The organism is Kitasatospora sp. NPDC059462, from assembly GCF_042749955.1.
GTDB lineage: Bacteria > Actinomycetota > Actinomycetes > Streptomycetales > Streptomycetaceae > Kitasatospora.
Genome location: NZ_JBHYUU010000082.1, coordinates 17,416 through 34,159 on the forward strand (window position 1 = coordinate 17,416; position 16,744 = coordinate 34,159).

Here is a 16,744-nt window from a genome sequence, read left to right on the forward strand (position 1 = left end):
TGTACTTCTGCGTGGCCGCAGCCGGGCCAAGGGGCGCCGGCCGCCGTCCCGGTTTTCAGTTGGCGATGCGCCCGGACGCGTCGCCGGGGCCTTCTGGGCCGGGGGCGGCGGACCTGACGAGGAGGTCGCCTCCGTCGGGGCGCTTGGGGGTGAGGGTGAAGGCGATGCGGTGGGTGCGGGTGCGGGAGAGGCCGGCTTCGGTCTCCGCGCCGACCGCCCAGAGCTTGAAGCCGGCCTTGGCTTTCGCGTCGGCGCGCAGCTCGACCTCGAACTCCATCTCCACCGGCCCGACTGCGAACACCACCTGCGGGTCGTCACCAGCCCGGGCGGCTGCTTCGAGCAGTTCGTCGCGTACCGCCGCGACCGCGTCCGCCAGCGGAACATCCATCAGACCCACCCACCTCTTCGAGGTCACGACCGTGCGGTCCTGCCGATGCGGACACCGTAGAGCCCGCGTGGTGGCCTGCGCAGGGGAAAGGCGACTTCGACCGGACCAACCCGCCGGCCAGCCCCCCGGGGCAGGCGGGTGGGTCCGCCGCCGGCTACGCGCAGGTGCCGAGCATCTCGGTCAGCGCAGCCTTCTCGGGCTCGGTGACGGAGAGGCCGTAGAGGTGCTTGATGTCGGTCCAGGCGCGGGAGTAGGTGCACCAGTACGATCGCAGCGGCGGCCGCCACTGGTCGGGTGACTTGTCGGCCTTCGCGCGGTTCGAGGCGGCGGACACCGCGACCAGCTGGGAGTGTTCCAGGTCGTTGGCAAAGGCTTTGCGCTTGTCGGTGGTCCAGGTGTCGGCACCCGACCTCCACGAAGCGGCGAGTGGAACCAGGTGATCGATGTCGAGGGCCTTGGCGTCGGTGAAGGTCTTGTCGTCGTAGGGGCTCACCCAGGTGCCGGAGACGGCGCGGCACTGGTCGTCTTGGACGACGTTCTGGCCGTCGCGGGCGAGGACGGTCTCGCGGGTTATCTGCATGCGTTCCATGACTCCGTGCCACGTGGGCCACAGGGGCAGGCCGCTCCTGTGCCTCACCGCTATCGACCATACGGTGAGGGACGAGATCCACAGATGATGCAGGAGAGCACCACCGCATGTTCAGAGCAGAGAAGGCGATATCCCCGGCCACCGGGGCGGTCACCTGGCTCCTCGTCGACGAGGAGACGTACATCCCCCACCCGGAGAGCCTTGAGTACTCCATCCACCTACGCGCCAAGAACCGCTCACCGCAGACCCAGCGCAACTATCTGCCCCGCGTCGGCCGGTTCCTGAACTGGTGTTCCGGACGCGGCACCGACTGGAAGACCGTGTCGCTCGGCGAGATGGCCCGCTACAAGTTCCACATCGAGCAGACGCCGGACCCGCGCACCCACCGTCTGCCGACCGGTAAGACTGTCAATGCGGTGGTGGGCACCGCCTGCGGGTTCCTGCGATGGTGTGCGGCGACCGGCATCGTGGCCCCCGAGGTCGCATCCGCGCTCAGCGAGCCCCGGTTCCTCCGGTACACCCCGAAGGGCTTCAACGAAGGCGAAGACGGACAGTTCCGACGCGTCAACGCCCGTGTCCTCAAAGCAGCCGAGGTCGAGCTGCCACCCGCCGTTCTGCCCACTGGGCAGATCGACCGAATTCTCTCGGCTGCCGGCACCGCGCGCGACCGCTTCCTGCTCGCACTGCTCCTCGGGACCGGCCTGCGCATTGGCGAGGCGCTCGGCCTGCGGCGCGAGGACATGCACTTCCTGCCCGACTCTCAGCACCTCGGCTGCCAGATCGCCGGGGCGCATGTGCACGTCAGGCCCCGCCAGAACAACAGCAACGGTGCACGCGCCAAATCCGGGAGGCACCGGCACGTTCCCGTCGAAAGGCGGGTGGTGAACGCCTACCGGGACCACCTCGTCGAGCGCGACGGAGTCCAGCAAGCAGCGGGATGCGACTTCGTGTTCGTGAATCTGGCCTCGCGACATGCCGGTCTGCCCATGTCGTATTCGAATGCCAAGCAGGTCATTGAGCGGATCGGCAACCGTTGCAGCTTCCGGGCCCGGCCGCACATGATGCGGCACACGGCGGCGACCGCCTGGATCCGTGCGGGAGTCGACCCTGACGTGGTGCAGACTCTGCTTGGTCACGTCTCTGCGGTCAGCACGGCTGTCTACCTCCATGCCAGCGATGATGATCTGCGTGCAGCGGTCGATCTGGTGGCAGCCGGTGGAAACCGATGACCGTCGCGCACGACTACGTCGAGTTGCCCGCGAGCCAGGTCGCACGGCCCGACTGGGCGGCCTGGCTCGCCAACCGGCTCGACCTCCAGTGGCGGACGGGTGAGTGGGATCCCGGCAGCCTGCTGTTCACAGCGGATCTGGGCAACCCGCGGACCCGGCCTTCGCCTGCCGCGTGGCGGCCTGCGACGCGCTGGTCGAATCGCCGGCGTCCCACTGCGAGGCATGTCGAGCCGTCACGGTCACCCGCCCGACTTCGATACGACCCACACGCCCTTCCTACCAGCCGTACGACAACCCAATGTGGGGGACGGCCTGCAACCGGGCCGCTCACGGTTCGCTCTCGGGGACCTCTCCACAGCGCTGCGGGCAGAGATCCTCTACTGCCTTCAGCGCCGTGACGAGGAGGACCGCCCGGTCGTGCCCGCGATGATGCGCCGCATCATCCGCAACCTCCCCCCGGGGCTGTCCTCACTGCTCGACCTCGGGACGCCGCTGTCCATCACGCACCTCCCCAAGACCACACATGGCCTGGTCAACGACATGCAGGTCAGACTCCGTCGGGCCCGCGTTCAGTACGACGGCGTCGATCCGATGCTCGGAGACGTCTGGGACTGCGCGCTTGTGGGGCTTCTTTCCGCACCGAACCGCCGCTATCCCGCAGCCAGCGGGCACCTGGACTTCCGGCCGATCCGGCAACGGTGGCTGCGCGAGATCGTCAAGGAGTACGGGCGAGCCGTGCGGCCCACCGTCGCGGAGCTGAGGCGTACCGCTAACGTCACGGCGCTCGCCTCGAACGCGCTGGCGTCCAGACCCGCCGCCGAGAGGCCGCAGACGCTCGCCCTGGCCGACATGACCCTTGTCGTCCAGGCCATCGAGATCGCCCGGAACCCGAAGGACGGCAGCGCCTACTCCCAGGCCCAGCGCAAGGCGATGCTGGGCTGGTGGCGCCGGCTCCTTCAGTACGCGCGCCTGGCCGGCCTGATGGACGACATCCCAGGAGTCTTCGCGCTCAGCCCCGAACTGCACGGCATCGAGGCCGTCGACACGACCGAGGACGAGAGCGGCCGCGCGATCCCCGAACACGTCATCGCCCAGCTCGACCAGTACCTGTCCCTGATGGGCGCGGACTCCACCTACAAGCACGCCGGCTGGCAAGCCGAAGACTTCGCGGCCATGTATCAGGAGGTCTACCGGGTCATCCGCGATACCGGGCGCCGTCCCGAGGAAGCCACCTCGCTCAAGCGCGACTGCCTGCAGTGGATCGACGGCAAGCCGTCCCTGATCTACGACAACCGAAAGCGCAGACGCTACGGCCGGCGCCTTCCGATCAACCCGGAGACCGCCCGGCACATCCAGCAGTGGCAGAAGCACCGAGACAGCCTCCCGGAGATGCCGGGCTGCGAAGAGTGGCTCTTCCCCGCCCCCGGAGCTACCCGCAGATCCCGAGTCAGGTACCTGACCGCTCACTACTTCTCGGCCAGGGTTTTCCGCGAATGGGTCGACGGCATCCCCGAACTCCTCGACGACAGGGGCGACCAGGTCGCCTACCGCCGCTCCGAGATCGTCGCCTACGGTCTGCGACACGCCTACGCACAGCGGCACGCCGATGCCGGAACCGCCATTGACGTGCTGTGCAAGCTCATGGACCACCGCTCACTCGACGTCACCATGGTGTGAGTTCTCGATCTGACCTTGTATGTGTGGCAGGTCATGGCGTGCTGCCCCGCTGATTGAGTGAGAAGCAGGGCGCTCATCTGCCGCCCCGCTTGAGTTGCGCGCATTCGCCTCGATCGAAGCGTGTCGGCGATCGCTGTGGCCTCCCACCTGCGGTCCCATGGATTGACTGGGAATCCCGGGGCTATCGCAAGAGTCCCTATGGATTGCGTCTGCGTCTGTGCAGGTCAGGGCCGGTTGTCAGAGGATGTCAGCAGTGCCGGACGGCTGGTGTGTGGTACGGCGCATGGCGCTGCAGGACTGCCCGGGAGGCGGACGGCCCGACGTTGCGGTACCGGCTCCCCGACCCCGAGGGATCGCCCCCGGCTATCCCCGCCCGCCGCGGTGACCGAGGCGCTCCTTCCCGTCCTGCAGGCCAGCTGCCCCCAGGACGCCGGAGGGTACGGCGGCTTCTTCCAGGTCCACCTCACCAGCCGGGAAGGCCAGGCGCTCGTACATCCGGACCGCCTGCGCAGCGCAGCCGGCGAGCTCGGCTGGAAGGTCCCCACCCATGCCGGCGAAGGCGTACACGGCTCCTTCGTCGTCCCGCAGGACATCCGCCCCGTCCCCGCTGAACACGCCGACGCCGTCGGGGCCGACCGCCTGTGCGACTCCCATGAGGCAGCAGAGCGCGTCAGCGCCCTGCTCGCCGGGCCCCTGACTGACCTGGGCCCCGGCTCGGCCGGCCGCCAGATTGTGCAATTTCGGCGCGTCCTGGCCTCGCTGCTGATCCCGGTCGCACCTTGAGCCCGCGAGAACCGGCCGATTCCCGAGCCGACTTGGGCACCGGCTCTTCTCGGCTCGCTCACGCCCCGGCACGTGCGTGGCCGACCGGCCCTCAGGGCGTCGAGGGCAGGGGCCGAGACGCCCACAGGCTCCACCGGCACTGTCAGTACCGGGAGTTAGGGTGGCCAACCCGGCGGTCAGGCTGGGACGCTGAGGGGACCGGGAGAGGCGGTGCGGGTGATGAGACGCGAGCAGGCGACCGTGGTGCTGGAAGAGATGTTGGACCGGCTCGAACAAGGCCAGTGGCCGTTGACGCTGGTCGAGGAGATCCACCTGTTCGGGTCCTACAGCCGCGGCGCACTCGAGGTCGGCGACATCGACGTCTGCGTCCAGCACACCACCGACGACCGCTGGCTGCGGCACTCTCTGCACGCCAGCATCAACGGCAAGGACGGCTACGTGCCGGTGCGGCAGGCGCTACGCGGCCGCAGACGCGGCGTCAGCTTCCAATTCCAGATGCGCAGCAGCCTCGAAGCGGACGGCTTCGACTTGCTCCTGCTGTGGCGCCGCGGCGAACCAGCCAACCTCGCCCGCCGGCGCCTCGCCGGGATCCGCCCCGACCCCACCGCTGGCCGCGCACCGCGCGACCACGTCCTGCCCGCCTACGAGGCCATCGCCGACCTGCTGCCCCGGCCCGTCCGCATCGACCTGTACCGCCTGTGCACCACCGGCACCGCCACCGTCGCCGCGTTCCCCCTGCCCGACGCGCGGCCCCGCTCACCCGAGGCATTGCGCCACATCGAGCGGCGCTGGGTCGAGACAAGCCCGCTGCGCCGCGCCGCCTTGGCCGCCCTGGCCCACTTGGAGGGCTCCGGTCACGCACCGGACCGCATCGAACTCCACGGCGACTACCTCGACCACCGGGCCACCGACGACACCGTCGACTGCTACGTGGACCTGCACTGGAACAACTGGACCAGCCTGGACCGCTACCTCGACGACGGCCAGGCATGGTTCGAGGTCCTGCCCGCCACACCCCGGCAACCCCTCCACGCTCTGCACATCGCCCCTGCCCCGTCCCAATAGCCGACCCCGCTTGTCCCTGCATCGGCCGCGCCGACCGGTACGGCTCGGTGCGCTCAGGCAGGCCGAGCAGGGCCGGCTCCCAGGACGGGCGGGCGCCGACACCGAGTTCCATGATCTGGGGGTCCTGTCGGTGCTGTCGGGCAGTGTCCGTGCCATGAGTCCTGCGCGCCGCCTGGCACCCGAACTACCCAGTGACCCGGGGCGGTTGCGGCTGGTCTACTGCCATGAGCAGCCCGCCGTTGATCTTGTTCGCGATCAGGAGCCTTGAGCTGCATAGATGTTGCCAGAATGTGCCCGCAGGCTGGTCTGGCAGGGCAGGATAAGGATCCTGATCGCGCAGGGGCGCGGGACGCGGAGAGGACGACCGCTACGGCGGTGCGGGGGAGGGTCGATTCGCCCCGGCCGCTGTCCCGAGCCTCGGTAGCACCTCGGGAGGACTTCATGTTCGAGCAGCAGTACCCCCGTCCCTGCGGCAGGCTTACCAAGGCCGGGACACCGTGTAAGTCGCAGGTCTACGGCCGCGCCTTCGCCTGCAAACTGCACACCACCGAGCTGGAGAAGCAGCTCCTCGATGCCTACGAGCAAGGACACAGCGAGGGCTACGCCCAGGGCCGCCAGTCCGCCGAGAGCTTGGCCAAACTCCGCAACGAGCACTTGGAGGGCAAGGTCAAGAAGCTGGAGGAGCAACTCGACGCCCAGCAGCGCCGGTTCGAGGATTGCGGCGCCCAGGTCGTGACCGTGGACGGCTACGGTTACCGCTGGACCGGCCCGGGCCGGTTGGAGGTCGGCGACCACGTCCTGCTGCCGGAGAACTACGTCAGCGCCCTGCGCCACGGCCCTGGCCCGTTTCCCGGGATGGTCACTGCACTGGGGACCACCTACTCCGGGGCCCTGAGCACGATTGTCGCCCGCGTCCCCGACCAGCGCTCCGGGGACACCCGTTAGCGGTTGTCCTGGTCCGGGCCGCTGCCATCCTGTAGCGAGCTGCGGATCCGGCCACGTGCCCCGCCGGAGGCGCCGCCTTCCGGGCAGCCGGCCCCTGCCGGTGTGCGTCAGACGTCGTCGTTGTGCCCGACGCGGATGCCGGTGAGGCGTTCGAGGGTGATGTCCTCGTCGCCTTTCTGCATGGCATCGACGGCGGCTTGACAGATGAGCTGGGACAGCTGCTTGAGGTGGCCGCCGGTTCGCTTGTGCAGGTAACCCGCGTGCTGGGTCAGGGCGTGCTCGCTGAGGTTGTGCAGGCACAGGTTGTCCTCGAAGCCCTTGAGGACCCTGAGTCAGGTCTTCTGGTCGCCTTCGTGGCAGTGGATCGGGTCCAGCCAGGTCACCGGGAGCGCGCTGCGGACCAGCTGTTCCTTCGGCTCTTTCGGCGGCTCCTGGTCGGGGAGGCTGGCCTTGGCGCGCTGCTGCTTGACGCGTTCCTGGAGGTTGGTCTCGGCATCCTTGTGGTTGTCGACCCTGATGCGGGCGGACTGGACGATGTCGGCCGCTCCGGTACCGCAGAAGATGGTCGCGACCCGGTAGCGGCTGCGGAGGTAGTCGAAGTAGTGCAGCGCTGGCCCGAGTTGGTCCGCGTTGGTGCGCTGGACGTCGTCGATGAGGAGTATGCGGGTGCGGGCGCGTGCCAGGACGTGGGTGACCGGGTGGATCAGGTCCGGCAGGCGCTTTTGGTCGAAGAGCGCCAGGTTGTCTTTGGGCGGTGGGTTGAGGCCGAGGAAGCAGGCGATCTCCCAGATCCAGTTGATCTTGCCGTCGGTCTCGTAGGGGACGGTGATGTGCACGACCGGGATGCGGCTGGTGTCCTCCTTCGCCACCCGGGCCTGGTAGTCCCGTCCGATCGCTCGCAGGAGGAAGGACTTGCCGGTTCCCGCAGGGCCGTCGATCACCATGTCGAGCAGTCCCTCCGCCCTGTGCTCGTTGGCACGGAAGGCCAGGGACGCACGCAGAAGAGTCCGTTCGAACTCGGGGTAGACGACGAGCTTCAGATGGCTGTTGTAGATCAGGCGGGTGTCGTTGTCGGCGACGGGCAAACCGGTCGGGGCGCACGTGGCCAGGTCCGGGCGTTCGACCTCCTCGCGCACGTACCGGTTCCAGTCGTCGAGGGTGAACAGGTTCCGGAAGCGAAGCGGGGCGGTCTGCGCGTGGGCCAGGACGTGTTCGTCGCGCGGGGTGCGGCGCGTGGTGCTTGCTTTCACGTGGGTTCCTCGGGACGGATGGCGCGGCAGGGGACGGGAGCCGTGTCTCACTTGGGCGGTCCCGGGGCCGGGCCGCCGGGCTCCGCGGCGGCCTCGCGGTCGCCTGGAGGAGGCTTTGGGGGAGGAACGGCCGGTGCCGGTCTCGTGGAGCCGCCTCGCGGACGGCGGGTGATGGAGGAGTCCGGGAAGGCGGTGATCGTGCTCAGGTCGATGTCGGCCAACCCCAAGTATGGATCGGGTGCCGGAGCGGGCGCCGCGGTGTCGTCCGGGCGGTGGGCGGCGGTGGGTGTGGGTGGCACGTCGCGGCCGGGGACGGGAAGGGACGGGTAGGCGGTGATCGTGTCCAGGTCGACTTGAGGCAGGTTCGCGTACGGGTCCTCGGGGGTGGCGTCCTCGACGTCCAGGGGCCTGCCCTGGAAGGGGATGATCGGGCCCGTCCGCCGGCCGGGGCCCTTGCGGCTGCGGACGCGGCGTTCCCGCAGGGCCAGGGCGAGCGCGATCTCGTCGACCGCGCGGCCCGCTTCCTGCTCCCTGAGCCGGCACTCGTCCCACATGTACTGCGTCCAGGGGTTGGTGAGCAGGTGCGCGTGGATGAACTCGCAGCGGATCCAGTCCCCCTTGCCGCGGTGGTCGTACAGCCAGGCTACCTCCGGCCGGTAGGGGTCGTAGGCGGCCTGCCACCGGTCGTTCCGCTCTGCAAGCCCGGACGGCAGTCCGGCGAGCGCCCGCAAGCGGCCCTTGGGGTTCTGGTACGTGCGGTTCTCGATCTGGATGCCCTTGTCGGTGACCTTGACCCAGGCCGGGATCAGCAGGTGACGGCTGTCCTCGGGGGACAGCGGCCTGGGCCGGTAGCCGGTCATCGCCACCAGGTGGGCGTACATCTCGTTGGGCGACAGGACCCGGCCGGGCAGGAAAGGGCTGCGCAGCCCGTCATGGGGCGTCTGCTGGTACTCCAGCGCCACCCACTCTTCGGCGCACTCCTGCAACTCGTTGATGGTGCACAGGGGTTGGCGTTCGATGCCGCGTCCGCGCACCTGGTGGCTGCGTCCGGTCCAGCCGGGGATGTACTGGCTGAAGCGGTCGGCGAGGGTGGGGAAGAAGCGTTCGCCGAGCGGCTTGTCGGTCGGTGTTCCTTTGCGGGCGTAGCGCAGGGAGATACCGAGGAAGTCGCAGACGCTTTCGAAGTGCTCGCTCACGTAGGGACTGCCCTGGTCCACGATAATCGTGCGCGGGTGGATGACCGGCCTGGCAGCGGTGGCCTCGGTGAAGCGGGCATCGGCCGCCCGCAGGTTGGCGAAGGGCAGGGCGGAGACGGCGGCCGCCGTCAGCGGCGACCAACCAGGCCGGGTGGGCATGGGGGAGAAGCACTGCGCCAGAGTCATGACCAAGTCGATGGACTTGGTGGCCCGGCCTCCGATCCGGGGGCCGCCCGGGCTGGCCTCGCCCAGGATCGCGGGGATGATCATGATGGCCGCCACCGTCCTGGAGGCGACGTCGATCAGCCCGGTCGCCTCCGCGGAGATCACTGCGCCGTCGTCCCCGAGGGCCTTGACGTGCAGGGGGGTGGTGTCCATCTGCATCAACTCGCCCGGCTGCAGGGCGAAGGAGGGCGTGTACGGGGGCAGTGGCTTGCTTGCCTTGCTGGCGCGCTGCCTGGTGGTGCCCCGCACCTGGTCGGACAGGCCCAGCTCGCTCATGCGCTTGTAGAAGATCGACTCCGGCAGCGTCAGGCGCTTGCGCTCTTCGGGGTCTTCGAGCTCCTTCGCGTAGCGGGAGGCAAGCAGATCCTGCACGGTGTCGTAGTAGCTGCCGATCGTGCCCCCGGACTCCCTCGTCCGGATGGCCACAGCCTCGTGCATGAGCGTGATCAGACGCGCATCGGTGCGTCCTCCCGGTTTTGGGGTCTTGCCCTTGCGGCCGTCCAGCAGCAGCACCAGCGGGTTCTCGTTCGCCCGTTTCCAGGCCAGCCGCTTGTCCTCCAGGGCTCGGGGCTTGATGTGGATGTCCGCCGCGGCCAGTTCCGCGGACTTCGCCTGGTAGCGCTGGGCCAGGGTGGTCGAGCCGGGATCGTAGCCGGGCCGCGGCACGCGGTGCCCGGGGCGCAGCCCGGTGTCGATCTCCTTCATGTGCCGGTGCCACCACAGTGCCTGCTTGCGGTCCACCTTGGACGCCGCCTGCAGCAGGACGTTCAGCGGCGGAAGCTCTGCGGGCTGCTGCGGCTGGTCTTCGCTGTCCAGGACCGCGAAGTCCTCGGCTGCGACCATGGCCTGGTACAGGCAGGTCACGGGCGCACCCTCGCCCGTCACGGGCGCCAGGGTCACCTGCGGACCTGCGAACGCGGCAATCTCGTAGCGGGCACCCTGCCAGCGGACGTGGTCTCCGAGTCGGACGCGGTCGGGTTCGAACCAGCCGGTCAGCTCGCGGGTCACCGTCTTGCCCCCGCCGCCCACGCGGGCGAGGTCGGCAGCAACGGCACGTCCCAGTCGACGAGCAGACGCTGGTGCCACACCAGCCGCCAGGCCAGGTCGAGCCCCGACAGCCGGGGCAGACCGCTGGCTGCGACTCCGTCTAGCACCGGCCGCGGCCGGCCGAAGGCGGCCAGCAACGCGTGTTCCTCCTCGCGGGAGACCGGGAACGGCTGACGGTAGCCGGCTGCCCACTCAAGGTTGGCGCGCCACACCCCGTAGGGCACCTGCCGCTCCTGCACGCGCCAGCCCGCTTGCTGCGCCACCTCGTGCAGCACCGACAGCCGCATCCGCCACTGCGGGCCCGGATTGTCTGGGCGTACCGCCACGACGGTGCGGTGCCCGTCGGCGGTGCGCGCCATGAAGTCCGAGCGCCACCGGTGCTTGGTCGTGCCGGTCTGCCAGTGCAGTTCGAGTGGTTCACCGCTGAACCGCACCACGTCCGGGTCGAAGTCGAGTTCGATGGCGACGCGGGTGCGCCGCAGGGATCCGCAGATCACCGATGTGTGGTTGGTGGATGACCACCAGCGCGTGATGACGCCCTGGCGGCCGTGGTAGGCCACCGGATCGGTGGGGGGGAAGCCGCTTCTCCAGCGGCACCTGCGCCAGCTCGGCGGGTGCGGAACAGGCCAGTTGGCCGGCCTGGTCCAGGTACCAGGCCATCACATCCGTCATCAGTGCCTCCTCGCCTTGTCAACCACCGTGGAGACACCCGAGACACCGGCGCGGGCCGTCTACCATGCGTTCCCTCAAAGGAGTGAACGAGCCTTGCCCGCGCGTTGCCATCTGTGCCGAGGCGGAACCCGAGGCCGCAGGCGGCCTACAGTTCGCCCGAGCCGGCCCCCAACTGCCAGGGCAGGCACGAACGCTGCTCAAGAGACCCTGACGATGCCGCGACCCGGGTATGGCCCAGCGGCGGCACGAAGCCACGGTCCCGCACCATAGGAGGCCGCACCGGAACAGGGGGCCGGTGATGCCGGGTCAGCCACTCCAGGACCGGCGCCATCACGAACCGCTCGTCCAGCCCCCAGGCCGCCGCCATCGACTCCACCTCGTACAGGAGCAGGGAACGCGTCCTGGACTCGCAGGGGACCGTCCGCTCGTAGCGGACCATGGCCTGGGCCAGGGCGACGGCCTCGGGATAGATCACCAGCGGCGCCGCCCGCAGGTCGCGGGGCGCCAGGCCGGCCCGCTCGGCGCGCAGTGCCCAGCGCGCGGCCAACGGCATGCGCGTCCACCAGTGCACCGCGACGTGGAAAGCGTCCGCGAACAGCGCCGTTCCCGCCTCGGGGAACCGCCGCTGCAACCGCAGCCGTTCACGGTGCGCGCGCACGACGGCGGGCAGGCCGTCCAGCCGTACCCGGGCGGGAGCGTCGCTGCGGGAGGAGTCCGTCCAGCGGTGGTGGCGCAGGCACACCCGCCACCGGTCGGGCCACAGCAGCCACACCGGTTCGTCGACCAGCCGCTGCGCGGCGCACAGATCGCAGCCGCGGACCACGTACGCCTCCCCCTCGGGAGGCTCCCACGACCATTCCCATTGTGCGGTGCCGTCGCCTTCGGGCAGCAGGTAGCGGTCCGCCAGCCCAGACAGGGCGCGCTGCAACTCCTGCGGTTGTCGCCCCGTCAGCACGGCCAGGTGCTGCAGTCCCGCCCAGTTCACATACATCTCCGTGAAGCGCGGATCGACCGCCTGCCGGCCGTGGCCCACCCGGTCCAGGAACGCGTCCAGCTCCAGACCGTTGCAGTGCGCCAGCCGGTTCACGAACGACCCCGTCGACTCGTCCGCCACATGCCGCACCTGCAAAGGAAGGCGGTGAGTCGGCCCCCACATCTCCAGCCAGTCCGTGAGCATCCCACCCCGGTCCTTCCGCACGGATGACCCGGCTGCTCATCATCCGCGTCCCGGCGCCGCCACCGGATGGGGTCTGCGAGAACCACTACACGATCGGGTGAAACGCCCGAAGTCTCGTGCCGCAGCGACGTTCCGTGACCGCACGCTCGAAACAGCCATGCCCGCACGTGCTTTCGGGAGAGAAGTGGCCGCGACGACCACCGACCACGACCTGCTCACAGACCTGCGCGCCCACCAGCGCATCGCGGTGGACATGTGCATCAACGCCTTCGCCACCAGCGCGCCCCGGATCACCCTGCAGGCCGCGTGCGGAACCGGCAAGACCCTGATCGCGCTCAACGTCGCGCAACACGTCGCCCCCCGAGGCCGCGTCCTCACCGTCCTGCCCAGGCTGCAACTGCTCGAGCAGACCATCGCTGCCTGGCACGCGGACGGACGTAAAGGGCCGTTCCTGGCCATCTGCTCCGAGGGCCCTCAAGACCCCGCCCTGGCCGGCGTGATGAAGCGGTTCGACAGCGCAGAGGAGCTCGCCACACAGATCGATGCCGCTGGCGACGGGCCGGTGAACGTGTTCATCACCTACCACTCCCTGCACAAGCTCGCGCAGGGGCACGCGGATCATCGCCTCCCGGCCTGGGACCTGATCATCGGCGACGAAGCCCACCGGGCCGCTGGCAGCCTGAACAAGAAGTGGGCTGCCATCCACGACAACGACGCCCTCCCCGCCCGCCGCCGCCTCTACATGACCGCCACCCCCAAGAACGTCGCCAACCCCGAAGACAACCCCGAACTCACCTGCGAAGTAGCCTCCATGGACGACCTGAGCCTGTACGGGCCCGTCGTTTACCGCATCTCCCTGGCCGGGGCCATCCAGGAGGGCCTGCTCGCCGACTACCGCCTCGTCGTCATGGAGATCCACGACGATCACCTGCGCCGCATCCAACAGGACCGCTTCGACCGCCTGGCCACCTTCGCGCAGTTCGCCGGCCACGCCCCGGACAGCCCCGAGGCGCTGCGGCGCGTGCTCACCAACTCGCGCCTGTGCCAGGAAGGCGTCGACCTGCCCGCGATCGACAGCATCCTGTTCGCCGACCCCAAGTCGAGCACCATCGACATCGTCCAGGCTGTCGGACGGGCCCTGCGCCAGCCGCCCGGCACGGGCAAGATCGCCACGATCATCGTCCCCGTCTACCTCGCTCCGGGAGAAGACCCGGCCAAGGGCATGAGAGGCAGTCCCTACTGGCTGCTCTACCAGGTCATGATCGCGCTGAAGGTCTACGACGAGCACGTCGTCCACCGCGTTGAGCGCCTGGAGCTCGAGGACCTGGACAAACGCTTCCCTCCGCCCGCCACCCGCCCGGAACGCGCCGACGAGATCATCCCCGTACTTGCCCTGAACGCCTTCGACCCCCACCACAGCATCTGGTTCCTCGGACTGGCCAGCGCCGAGCGCTACTACGCCGAGCGCGGACACCTGGACGTGCCCAGCCGCTACCTGGGCCCCGACCGCTTCTTCCTCGGCTGGTGGCTCGGCCACCAGCGGTCCCTGCACGGCAACGGACTGCTCGGCCAGGACCGCATTGACACCCTCGACGCGCTCGGCATGCGCTGGGAACACCCGCGCCACAGCATCGAATTCCGGCTGCACGTCGCCCGCGACTACGCCCGCGAGCGCGGACACCTGGCGCCCCTGGCCGACGAATCCTTCCAGGGCACCCGGATCGGCCGCTGGCTGGCCGGCTGCAGGCAGGAGGTCCGCGCCGGCACCCTGCCCTACCCCTACGAGCGCGCCCTGGACGAGATCGATCCCTGGTGGAACGCGCCCTGGCTCAAGCAGTGGCAGCACACCTACGTTCGGGCACTCGCCGCCTCCCGCAGCCGCACGCTCGACTTCCCCGACCTCCGCCCCAGCATCGGTGATCCGTTGACCGATTGGCTCGACCAGCAGATCGACCTCATGCCCGAGCTCCACCCTGACCAGAGGAACCTCCTGGGCGCCCTGCCCTTCGACCACCCCCTGGCCCTGCTGCTGCGACGCCCCCGCAGCCCCGGGGAACGCGCCTTTGCCGAAGGCCTCAGAGCAGCACGCACCTTCCGCCGCGAACACCAGCACCTCGACGTCCCCTACAACTACGTCGCCGAACAGGCCGGGCGCCGGTTTCGCCTGGGGGAGTGGATCTCACGGCAGCGCCGCGACGCGGGCGAGCTCACCCGGGGGCAACTCGACGCTCTGCAGGCCCTGCACATGCGCTGGATCCCGCGGCAGAAGACGCCGGCCCACTGACGGGGAACCGCTGCCGCCCGAGCGGGTGCACGGTCAGGTCCTGGTGGCCGGCTTCCTGCCCGGCGGTGCGTCATCGACGCCGCCGGAGGTGAGGGGCGGATGCCGTCCGGACGGCGGGACGTGGGAGCGTGCTGGAACAGGGAGCCGTGGGACGGCGGGCGGGGTTTCGGGCGACCTTACAAAGGAACTCAATGAATAAACAACTTGTTTGTTCATTGTTTTGACGTCATCCTGTCTCCATGACACTCGATTCGACCCCTGCCGCCCGGCGGCACGAGGCCGCGCTGGAGAAGCTGGCAGTCCTACGGGCGCGCCCCGACCTGCAGGAGGACCCGCCCGCATGGGCGCCCGCCAGGCGCCTGTGGGACGGAGCCGAGGTCCTGAGCAAGGTCATGGACGCCAGCACGCGCTCCCCAGGCGGCGACGAGCCCGCCATCGCCACCGACGACCTCGCGGCCGCCCTCGCCCTGTTCGAAGACCTCCGCCAGCAGCTCGACCACCTGGAATGCCAGGTGATCATGGAAGCCCGGCGCCACGGCATGGACTGGAACCAGATCAAGGACCAGCAGAGCCTCAAGACCCCGCAGGCCGCCGCCCAACGCTATCAACGGCTGATGACCCGCCTCGAAGAGATCCGCCAGGGCATGCGCTGACAGCCCGTTTCACCTCCACAGCGAAGGAGCGCGTGATGACCGACACCCCCGACGCGATCGGCGCCCTGCTGGGCGCAGGGCCGCGCCGCGCCGTGCCGCTGCCCGACCCCGCGCAGCGTCGCCGGCTGCGCACCGAGTACGGGCTCACCAAGACCGAGACCGCCAAAGCCCTGGGGGTCAGCCCCAACACGTTCTCGGCCTACGAGTCGGGGCAGCGCGAACCCCAGGGCGAAGCCCGCACAGCCTACGCGCGGCTGCTGCAAGGCATCGCCGCCCAACTCGCCCCCGAGCACGCCCTGGAGGAGCCCGCCGCTTCGGAGCCGTTCACAGCCCCCGCCCCAGAGCAGCCCACCGCCCCGGCCGTCCCGATGCTGGACCAGAACCCGGACGGTTCCCTGGCGATGGCGCCACCGCGACCGTGCGTGCAGTGCGGCCAGCCCTCCGCCTACCGCGCGCAGGGCCACCCGATGCACCTGGGCGGATTCTGCCGCCCCGGCACCGTTCCCGCTGCCGCGACGCCGCCCGCTCCCCTCCCGCATGCCTCAGCCGAGTCCGCCGCCTCGGTCGCCCCGGTCGCTGCGCCCCGCCAAGCCGCCCCCGCCCCGACGAACAGCGGGACAGCGGTGTCGCGGCGTACGCCGTCGTCGCGCCCAGCGGCGCCTTCGCGGGCCCGGAAGGCTCCGGCGAAGAAGCCGGCGACGGCGGCTGAGGGGCCGTCGGATTGGCAGGTTGCCGCGGCCGCGCGTTTCCCGTCCGGGCCGCTGGCGGTGGTGGACGTGGCACCGTCGGGCAAGGCGCTGGTGGCCTACCTGGCCGACGGCACCACGGCTGCGACCGCGCCGGCCGGGCGCACGCTCACTGACGTCGTCGAGTGGGCGCTGCAGACCAAGCTGGGCTCGCCGCGCCTGCACCGGCACGGGAAGGACGCCGATGCCCTCGTCGTCCTGACCGACGCCGTGCTCGCGGAGCTCGGTGTGCCGCCGATGGGCCGGGACGAGAAGAAGGATTTCGTCCAGCGCCTCGGCCAGTTGCCGAAGACCCACAAGGCCGTCAAGCAGGTGGAGAAGGCCGGCTGGCTGCTGACCCAGCGTGGTCTGGGCCCCTGGACGCGCATCTTCCGTACCCCCGAGGACGGCAGACGGGTGTGCGTCCAGCTGTGCATCCCCGCCTGGGGCGCCCTCGCGTCCGGTGGCTGGCAGATCCCCGACGACCTGGACGCTTCCGGCCTGGCCCGCCTGCTCGGCACCTACGCCACCCGTGTGCTCACCCCGCGCGGCTCCACCGCCGTCTCCGGCCTGGAACTGGTCACCGCGCTGCGCCCGCCGACGAAGGCGGTGCGCACGGAGGCCGGCTGGACGTCCGGGCCGGTGGAGGGCTCCCGCCCGAGGGAGGCATTCGACCCGGCTCCGCCGGAGGTCCCGGACATCCACCCGCTTGCCCATGACCGCGGGCCGGGCGGTGAACTAGTACCAACGCCGTTCAGTTAGGCGTGGGGCCTGCATGTCAAGGCCGGTAGGCAAAGCAGCGGAGCTGCCGTAGAAGAGGGCTGTCACTCCAAGACATC

Annotated in this window: 13 protein-coding genes and 1 pseudogene; 8 read left to right on the top strand and 6 right to left on the bottom strand. The window is 69.9% G+C overall.

What is annotated here, in order from left to right:
* Positions 1 to 55 precede the first annotated feature (55 nt).
* Positions 56 to 388: a trypco2 family protein gene (locus ACFXAM_RS20870; protein ID WP_380293316.1), complete on the bottom strand. Its 333-nt coding sequence runs from the start codon at positions 386 to 388 to the stop codon at positions 56 to 58.
* A gap of 154 nt (positions 389 to 542) precedes the next feature.
* Positions 543 to 959, bottom strand: a pseudogene (locus tag ACFXAM_RS20875) (HNH endonuclease family protein); the annotation flags it as partial.
* 125 nt (positions 960 to 1,084) lie between these two features.
* Here ACFXAM_RS20875 and ACFXAM_RS20880 point away from each other — a divergent pair.
* From ACFXAM_RS20880 to ACFXAM_RS20900, 5 genes are all read left to right on the top strand, one after another.
* Positions 1,085 to 2,206 (top strand): tyrosine-type recombinase/integrase, encoded by a 1,122-nt coding sequence (locus ACFXAM_RS20880; protein WP_380293318.1) that lies wholly within the window; start codon positions 1,085 to 1,087, stop codon positions 2,204 to 2,206.
* A 222-nt stretch (positions 2,207 to 2,428) separates the two neighbouring features.
* Complete coding sequence (locus ACFXAM_RS20885) at positions 2,429 to 3,883, top strand: hypothetical protein (RefSeq protein WP_380293320.1); 1,455 nt, start codon at positions 2,429 to 2,431, stop codon at positions 3,881 to 3,883.
* Between the two features lie 381 nt (positions 3,884 to 4,264).
* Positions 4,265 to 4,666 (top strand): hypothetical protein, encoded by a 402-nt coding sequence (locus tag ACFXAM_RS20890; RefSeq protein WP_380293322.1) that lies wholly within the window; start codon positions 4,265 to 4,267, stop codon positions 4,664 to 4,666.
* A 219-nt stretch (positions 4,667 to 4,885) separates the two neighbouring features.
* Positions 4,886 to 5,731, top strand: coding sequence for a hypothetical protein (locus ACFXAM_RS20895; protein WP_380293324.1), 846 nt, complete (start codon positions 4,886 to 4,888; stop codon positions 5,729 to 5,731).
* Positions 5,732 to 6,172: 441 nt separating this feature from the next.
* A complete protein-coding gene (locus tag ACFXAM_RS20900; protein WP_380293326.1) occupies positions 6,173 to 6,676 on the top strand; it encodes a hypothetical protein in 504 nt (167 codons plus the stop codon).
* Positions 6,677 to 7,008: 332 nt separating this feature from the next.
* On the opposite strand, the gene ACFXAM_RS20905 is transcribed toward ACFXAM_RS20900, so the two are convergent.
* The 4 genes from ACFXAM_RS20905 to ACFXAM_RS20920 form a co-directional block, all read right to left on the bottom strand.
* Complete coding sequence (locus ACFXAM_RS20905; RefSeq protein WP_380293328.1) at positions 7,009 to 7,926, bottom strand: ATP-binding protein; 918 nt, start codon at positions 7,924 to 7,926, stop codon at positions 7,009 to 7,011.
* Positions 7,927 to 7,973: 47 nt separating this feature from the next.
* The gene (locus tag ACFXAM_RS20910; RefSeq protein ID WP_380293330.1) at positions 7,974 to 10,355 is read right to left on the bottom strand and encodes a transposase; all 2,382 of its coding nucleotides are present in this window, start codon (positions 10,353 to 10,355) and stop codon (positions 7,974 to 7,976) included.
* Complete coding sequence (locus ACFXAM_RS20915; protein ID WP_380293332.1) at positions 10,352 to 10,954, bottom strand: TnsA-like heteromeric transposase endonuclease subunit; 603 nt, start codon at positions 10,952 to 10,954, stop codon at positions 10,352 to 10,354. The genes ACFXAM_RS20910 and ACFXAM_RS20915 overlap by 4 nt, the downstream gene beginning before the upstream one ends.
* 257 nt (positions 10,955 to 11,211) lie before the next feature.
* Positions 11,212 to 12,243, bottom strand: a complete 1,032-nt coding sequence (locus tag ACFXAM_RS20920; RefSeq protein WP_380293334.1) for a TniQ family protein — start codon at positions 12,241 to 12,243, stop codon at positions 11,212 to 11,214.
* Between the two features lie 184 nt (positions 12,244 to 12,427).
* On the opposite strand from ACFXAM_RS20920, the gene ACFXAM_RS20925 reads away from it, so the two are divergent.
* The 3 genes from ACFXAM_RS20925 (at position 12,428) to ACFXAM_RS20935 (ending at position 16,667) form a co-directional block, all read left to right on the top strand.
* A complete protein-coding gene (locus tag ACFXAM_RS20925) occupies positions 12,428 to 14,527 on the top strand; it encodes a Helicase associated domain protein (RefSeq protein WP_380293336.1) in 2,100 nt (699 codons plus the stop codon).
* Positions 14,528 to 14,766: 239 nt separating this feature from the next.
* Positions 14,767 to 15,180, top strand: coding sequence for a hypothetical protein (locus ACFXAM_RS20930; protein ID WP_380293338.1), 414 nt, complete (start codon positions 14,767 to 14,769; stop codon positions 15,178 to 15,180).
* 35 nt (positions 15,181 to 15,215) lie between these two features.
* Positions 15,216 to 16,667 carry a helix-turn-helix domain-containing protein gene (locus tag ACFXAM_RS20935; RefSeq protein ID WP_380293340.1) on the top strand — a complete coding sequence of 484 codons (1,452 nt, stop codon included), beginning with the start codon at positions 15,216 to 15,218 and terminating at the stop codon, positions 16,665 to 16,667.
* The last annotated feature ends 77 nt before the right edge of the window (positions 16,668 to 16,744 follow it).